The sequence below is a fragment of the Endozoicomonas sp. genome (assembly GCF_051008435.1).
GTDB lineage: Bacteria > Pseudomonadota > Gammaproteobacteria > Pseudomonadales > Endozoicomonadaceae > Endozoicomonas_A.
On sequence record NZ_JBPCXO010000261.1, the window covers coordinates 1 to 6,994 of the forward strand.

6 protein-coding genes are annotated in these 6,994 nt (G+C 48.6%); all 6 read right to left on the reverse strand.

Annotated features, from left to right (window positions below; genetic code table 11):
* Nucleotides 1-158 precede the first annotated feature (158 nt).
* Nucleotides 159-1,568 (reverse strand): PQQ-dependent sugar dehydrogenase, encoded by a 1,410-nt coding sequence (locus ACR2PX_RS13355; protein ID WP_433999846.1) that lies wholly within the window; start codon nucleotides 1,566-1,568, stop codon nucleotides 159-161.
* A 256-nt stretch (nucleotides 1,569-1,824) separates the two neighbouring features.
* The gene (locus ACR2PX_RS13360) at nucleotides 1,825-2,115 is read right to left on the reverse strand and encodes a YciI family protein (protein WP_433999847.1); all 291 of its coding nucleotides are present in this window, start codon (nucleotides 2,113-2,115) and stop codon (nucleotides 1,825-1,827) included.
* A gap of 173 nt (nucleotides 2,116-2,288) precedes the next feature.
* A complete protein-coding gene (gene alaE, locus ACR2PX_RS13365; protein ID WP_433999848.1) occupies nucleotides 2,289-2,732 on the reverse strand; it encodes an L-alanine exporter AlaE in 444 nt (147 codons plus the stop codon).
* A gap of 493 nt (nucleotides 2,733-3,225) precedes the next feature.
* Complete coding sequence (locus ACR2PX_RS13370) at nucleotides 3,226-4,089, reverse strand: SDR family NAD(P)-dependent oxidoreductase (protein ID WP_433999849.1); 864 nt, start codon at nucleotides 4,087-4,089, stop codon at nucleotides 3,226-3,228.
* Entirely contained in the window at nucleotides 4,073-5,830 is a 1,758-nt protein-coding gene (locus ACR2PX_RS13375; protein ID WP_433999850.1) for an FAD-binding protein, read from the reverse strand. The genes ACR2PX_RS13370 and ACR2PX_RS13375 overlap by 17 nt, the downstream gene beginning before the upstream one ends.
* Before the next feature lie 7 nt (nucleotides 5,831-5,837).
* Nucleotides 5,838-6,617, reverse strand: a complete 780-nt coding sequence (locus ACR2PX_RS13380) for an SDR family NAD(P)-dependent oxidoreductase (RefSeq protein ID WP_433999851.1) — start codon at nucleotides 6,615-6,617, stop codon at nucleotides 5,838-5,840.
* Between the last annotated feature and the right edge of the window lie 377 nt (nucleotides 6,618-6,994).

Here is a 6,994-nt window from a genome sequence, read left to right on the forward strand (position 1 = left end):
GCATTACCTGTAAAACTGATGTTTTTTAGAATCAGGGAAAACAGCCTGACTGCTTCTCAGGAAAATCCGGCAAAACTATACGACGAAAGGTGTTCTACCTGTGCTTTGAAATTCCTATACATCAAGATCCATTAGCAACACGATGAACAATAAGCCGGTTATGGAACCTGTTCTGCTTCCCGAATAATCCCCAACTGCACGCTTTTTGGCAATCGACCCTGGGGTGGCATAAACCGGATGGGGGCACTGAGTCGTTTCTCCAGCACAGTTTTACCCTGCTCTTTTCTGAGCCAACCACTCTCACTGTTCAACAATGCATCAGGTTCAGAGATAAGTTCCTGATGACAGGCGGAACAATACTTTTTCAAAAGCGGTATTTTTTTCGGATTTGGAGCATCTTTCACCTCAGGCGACTTTACTGAAGACTGATCATCGTAAGCGCGCCCTTCTGATAGTCGCAGCAAAGCTTTGTTCTTGTCGTCAACAATCAGCAATGAACCATCTTTTAATTCGAGCAGCCCCACCGGAGCACCTTCCGGCCTGACACCCAACACCTTGTTCCAGTGACTGATCACTTCCTGGTGCTGGGCTTCCTGTTTTTTTCCGCCCATTGGGTTGAAGGCATGCTTTGTCCACTCAGTAGCAGGAGGAATAGGATCGCGATTAAAAGCGGATTGATCGGTGAGTAAAGGGCGACCCAGTTTATCAATGTCATAGCTGACCAGCCGGTTACCTGCGACACGAAAACCATGCCAACTGACAAGCAGCTTTCCTGTAAGTTGCGGCAGCCTTGTACCCTGATAGTAAATCATATCCAGCGGGGCGACATGGGGAGGCATCAGACTGTAGGGTTCTATATAGACTTCACTCTGACAGCGTCCGGTTCCAGCTACATCCAGTTGACGATTGAGACAGAAAGGCCAGCCATAAAAACCCCCTTCCCTGATGACATTAATTTCTTCATAAGGCTCATCATGGTCAGGAAAATCCGAACTGTTTTCAGCCTGCAGAATAGTGCCACTGTCATGCACAGCCAAAGCCATGGAGTTTCTGAGACCCGTGGCATACATTGTGTAACCCTGATCCCAAAGATTCTGGTCTTTTAGATAGCGATATAGCCGAAGCCCGGTCACTCCAAGCTCTTTGCAATCATTGGGAGATTTCTGAATATTGCAGTCATCCGATCTGGATCCAACATTGACTAGCAGATCACCATTAGCAAGAAAAACCATATTGGTTAATGGATGCAGATAACCTTCTTCGTTGTAAGGCAGCTTGCCAACCACCACTTCCTGCTTTGAAACAGCTTCTCCCTGAAGCGTCAGACGGCTGATCTGATGAGCTTCGCCAAGATAAATACTGCCATCCGGTCCGTATTTGATATCGTGTGGCAAGTTCAGCCCGGTCAAAATACGACGAGCAGTGAGCAATTGGCTATAGGGGTGCTTTGGATCAAACGTTAGTAGCCAAAGGCTGCCTCTGTTTTTATCCCAACTCCCCATATCAGTGACCAGAAGCGCATTCTGCTCGGGCAATTCCAGCGCTTTTCGGGGCTTCTCAAGAAGCACCTCCTTGCTCCTTTTAACAACCAGACCTAAACAAAGTGAGGGCAGAGTTCCAACTGCAACTTGGGGAAGCCCGTCGCACATTCGCTCTGGTATTGGCGAATAACTGGCTTGGCTTAATGCCCCCAAACTTAAACTGAATAGAAAGAGGGCGAGATTTCGAGCAGAACGAGACAACAGCTTCATAAATGATTCAATAGTGCAGACGAGTTTATTGATAAAAATAGCGGATCAAAAAAATCCGTTTTCATTTCTGACCTTATTGATCGATCAAAAAACTCAAACGTTCGGCCGACATAGAAGGTGTAAACTCAATAATGTCTGCAGTGACGACATCCTCAATCACAAAAGGATCCTGATTAACCCGGGCCTGCACTTCTTCCAATGAAGCGTTATCCGCCACAATGGCTCCACCCGCACTGGGTTTTATACCACCAGCCAGCAGAAACACACCCTCATCAAAGCCCTTTTTTATCCATTGTTTGTGAGCCTCCAGGTACTGACTGACCTGATCCTTGTTATGAGAGAACCTGAGAAGAACAACAAACATTTCGACATTCCTTTTTCTTTTTCTTTTTCTTTTTCTTTTTCTTCGCCAAACGAGCTGACACGTTTTGAGGGTCATTGTGCCAGCCCTTTAATCCCAACGACAGGTATTGATAGCGGTTTTTTATTGCGCTTTTAATGCCATCCCTGACGCATCGTAAAGGCTATTAAACGGATTTAAAGAGGTTGAGGTGCAGCTTGAACCGTTCGCTCGACCAGTGTTTTCCGGCAATATTTCAGCCAGAAACCATAAGGCGCACCGAGTACGACCAGTGCCAGCGTCTGGCTAATGGATGCTTTGATGATTGCCTCCCAACCGGTTCCGGCAATCAGCAGAATGACAATGTACAAAGGCAGTTGAAAACTCAGGTAGGCCAGAATGTCACCCGGCATCAACTTCATCCAGTGGGGTTTTGAACCACTCAACCAGGCCACCACTTTATCCCGGTAGCAACCATAACCACGGGCAGTAAGAAGATTAACAGGCTGACAGAGCAGTCTCGAAACCAACGACTGCTGCAGTGTAAAGCCGGCAATAGCCACTTCTATGAACAGACCGGTAACAAAGGTGAATGAGATCAGCGCACAGGTGTCCGCCAACCAGGAACGATTGATTTTCATGAGATATAAGCAACATTGCACTGCACACCGGGCAGATCTAATTACCTGGCCATGCAGAATAAAAAATTAAACAGTCATGAGTGCGAAGACGATTTCATCACCTTGAGTGACGTCATCATTTCCACGAAAATTTTCTGGAGTAGTGCAGATAACCTGCATCAGACAGAGAGGATCAATCGTAATAAACAGTCAGACAGCGGCCACCGAACAGACCCAGTGCGGCCCGCAAAGTAGAGAGAGAAACCTGTAGGTAGTAGGCTGTGTTCATGGGATCAAAAAGGAACAGGTCAATAAAATGATCCTCTCAGGATATGGCTCTACCCTGCTGGTATCAAGTCAGTATTCATCACAATCATTAATAGACCGATTAAGAGAGACTTAACCTTTCATGCTTTAATGCCTGACAACCATTCAAAAGACAGCATTCAGCACCGTGAGTCTGGGCTACACGAGGGAGGTTTACTCCCTCGCGAGCTTCAACCGTCACAGAAGACTATTCAACAATAGCGGGATTCGCTTCTGCCGGCCCACCTAAAAAAGCACGGTGAGACGGCGGCTGCTGTCCATCAACATCAGAAACACCCAGTTCCTCTGCCAGTTCAGCAGCAACCCAAACCTTACCCGTGCGCGCCATAAGATCTTCGCTACGGGCCAGAGCATCGATCAGCCTGCCACCAAACTCAGGGGTTTCAGCTGTCGCTGCCATATCAGCGTATTTATCAGGCTCAGCGTCAAATACCTGCTGGGTTCTCTCTGTCTTGACCAGCCCCATCCAGAGGGAAACACAGGCAACATTGAAAGGTTTAAAATCCACAGCCATATCGGAAGAAAACTTATCCAGCGCGGCCTTTCCTCCCCCATAGGCAGGCCCATGCATATAGCAGCGGGCACCAAAAGAAGAGATATTGACGATCAGACCTTCTTTCTGGGCAGCCATCATCTTGCCTGCATAAAAGCTGGCGACATAACTGGACCGGGTACCCACTTCCATAATGTCCAGCATATCCAGGCTTTTCTCCCAGAAGGGCCCTGGTTGTGTCAGTTCAGCAGGAATTGCGGTGGCATTGTTGACCAGAATATCCAGTCGACCGCTTTCCCGCTGAATACGTTCAAACAATTGTCTGACCTGGGTGTCATCACTGTGATCACACTCTATGGCTATTCCCTTGCCACCCAGTTCAGAAACTTCAGCAGCCGTCGCATAGATAGTTCCGGGAAGAGGATTATCCCCTTCCTGAGTACTTCTTCCCGTCACATAGACAGTCGCTCCGGCTTTTCCCAGGGCCAGGGCAATACCCTTGCCTACCCCCCTGCTGGCCCCAGTGACCAGGACCACTCGATTATGCTTCAACGGCATTCTCAACTTCCTGCTTGTTCTCGGTAATCGTTTTTGGCTCATACTGACTCAGATGCTCTGCCGCCAGATACCCAAAAGTCATAGCGGGGCCGATGGTTGACCCTGCACCCGGGTAAGTATGGGCCATAACCGACGATGAAGTATTACCAATGGCATACAGACCCTCAATGGCCTCACCATTCTCATGCAATACACGAGCATTAACGTCTGTATACAGACCCCCTTTAGTGCCGATATCGCCTGCATTCACTTTCAGGCCATAGAAAGGACCTTTCTCGAGTGCCGCCACACATGGGTTGGGTTTGCAGCTGGGGTCCCCGTAAAAACGGTCAAAGAGGGATTCACCCTTGTGAAACTCAGGGTCTTTACCTTCCACTGCATGAACATTGAAATTGGCAACCGTCTCCACCAGCCCCGGTTTGTCCACTCCCATTTTTTCAGCCAGCGCTTCCAGCGTGTCAGCTTTCACAAAGTAGTCTTTCAGACGTTTGGGTAATGCAGCATCAGGCTGGGCATAACCAGGTAGCACTGCACCACAGGGATACTTGTTTCGGAAAGTGGCATCAAAGACAAACCAGCAAGGCACGCCGGTGACATCCCCTTTATGGGTTTCATACATGGCATAGCCAATGTCACTGTAAGGTGCTGCTTCATTGACGAAACGTTCACCCGCACTGTTGACCATAATACAACCCGGCAACGCTCTTTCAACAAACAAGGCTCGAGCCTGAGGTTCGCCCGCAGGAGTCGTCGTTGGAGCCCACCAGCTGTGATCCATCAGAGCGGTTTGCGCCCCGACCTCAAGACCCGCCCGAATTGCATCCCCGGTATTGTTACCTGAAGGGGTAGCACTCCAGGAACGGTTGGAGGGTTGTGGGTGATACTGCTCACGCATGGACTGACTCTGCTCAAATCCACCTGCGCCCAGTACAACCCCTTTTCTGGCATGAATGGTTTCCACTTTTCCATTTCTGCGAACCGTTACGCCAGTCACACGACCATTGTCTGTGATCAGCTCTTCCATGGGGGAGCTGAGCCAGAGCGGAATATCACGATCCATCATGGAACGCCTTAAAGAGCCGATCAAAGCTCCTCCGAGGGTAAGATGACGATCTTTGGGCCCTTTGAAACGACCACCGATGTCTGAGTAATAGCGGAACATCACTTTCATGTTGGTCCACATCCAGCCCGGTGCTCTGGTCAGCATCTGCCGGGCTTCCTTCACGCTCATGGTCATGCGCCCCATCATCAGGGTACTTTTACCAGGCGGCCTCTGAAGATCAAACTCACCACCCAGCTTACGGGCATCAAAAGGAATCGGGTCCATAGAGCGGTAGCCCGGCATGCCATATTCGAGCTCCGGGTAGTAGTCGGTATACTCCGCCTGAGCTTCAAACTTTACATGACTGCTGTCTTCCAGATACTTGACCATCTTACGGGCATTGGCCACATAGGCTTCTATGCGACCATCTTCCACCGGGGTCTGAATGACATTCTTGATGTACTCAACACCGGCTTCGTCATTATCTTGCTGACCCATCTGACTGATCTGGTGATTATTGGGAATCCAGATCCCGCCACCGGAAATGGCTGAGGTTCCGCCATAAAGATCTGATTTTTCTACCACCAGAACTTTTAGCCCAAGATCGTTTGCCTTGATCGAAGTGGTTAATGCCCCGGCACCTGAGCCCACGACTACCACATCAAATTCATGATCCCAGTTATTATTGTTATTCATCATTCATTCCTTATACGTGATAGCCGCCATCGACCGAAATCATCTGCCCGGTAATGTACTGGGCTCTGGAGGAAGCCAGGAAACTGACTGCATCAGCCACTTCTTCCGGTTTACCAAAGCGCTGCACACACAAACCTTCTTTCACCTGTTCACACCACTGATCATCAAAAACACCTTCCTGTTTCAAACGCAGGAAAATGCCGGTTTCAATAACCCCAATGGCCACACTGTTGGCCCTGATTCCATAGGGACCTTCTTCTTTGGCAATGCCTTTAATCAGCGCTTCAATGGAAGCTTTAGGCGCTACTGATAACACGTCACGAGACGGATAACGACTCAACCCTGCCGAGCTGACATGTACAATCGAACCGTGACTTTTTCTTAGATAGGGAATAGCTGTATGGGCAACGTTATAGAATCCGTTGACGTCACTCTGAATCACTTGCTGCCAAAGCTCCGGTTTTATGTTGGCAATGTAATCCTGGGGAATGTCGTATCCCGTAGCCATAACCAGAGTATGAACCTGTCCATATTGACGGGACAGTTGCTCAAATAAGGTGGCAATGCCATCCAGATCGGCCATATCCAGTTGAAAGGCTTCTGCAGTGCCTCCTGCGGACTCCACTTCTGAAACAACTTCCTGAGCGCGGGTATGGTTCTTGTGATAGGTCAGGGCAATTTTGGCCCCTTGTTCTGAAAGCCGTTTACAGACAGCACTGCCTACTCCACCACTGCCGCCTACGACCAGCGCCACACCGTCGGGAAATTCTTCGTTATTGTTATTATTCATGAAGTGTCTCTGCCAAGCAGCCATGAGCTAAGAAAAATATTTTGCTGCCCTTCGAAACTATTAAATGGCAAAGCAAAATTTTTTCACGATAAAATGGAGCAAATATGATCTATTTATAGTGTTCCTATAAATAGATTGGGTACCCTGAATTTTTTCGTTTGGCACCCAATCTATCATCGTCCGAAGAGACTAACGGGCAGAGCTATTGCTGTCCTTGAGCATAGAGTCAGCAGTTCTTAACCCATCACTTAGGCAAGTAGTACTTAAGAAGTTACCGGCCTTGGCGCTACAGTCACAGTGACATCCCATTTCTTTAGTTCAGGGTGACGATCAATATGAGGTTTGATTTCTGACAGACTCTCCCGGCTCAGGCCAAT

Excerpts from the sequence above, each read along its gene's own strand:
- ACR2PX_RS13370 (WP_433999849.1), bottom strand. The coding sequence starts at position 4,089 with ATGCCGTTGAAGCATAATCGAGTGGTCCTGGTCACTGGGGCCAGCAGG.
- ACR2PX_RS13375 (WP_433999850.1), bottom strand. The coding sequence starts at position 5,830 with ATGATGAATAACAATAATAACTGGGATCATGAATTTGATGTGGTAGTC.
- ACR2PX_RS13360 (WP_433999847.1), bottom strand. The coding sequence starts at position 2,115 with ATGTTTGTTGTTCTTCTCAGGTTCTCTCATAACAAGGATCAGGTCAGT.
- ACR2PX_RS13380 (WP_433999851.1), bottom strand. The coding sequence starts at position 6,617 with ATGAATAATAACAATAACGAAGAATTTCCCGACGGTGTGGCGCTGGTC.
- alaE (WP_433999848.1), bottom strand. The coding sequence starts at position 2,732 with ATGAAAATCAATCGTTCCTGGTTGGCGGACACCTGTGCGCTGATCTCA.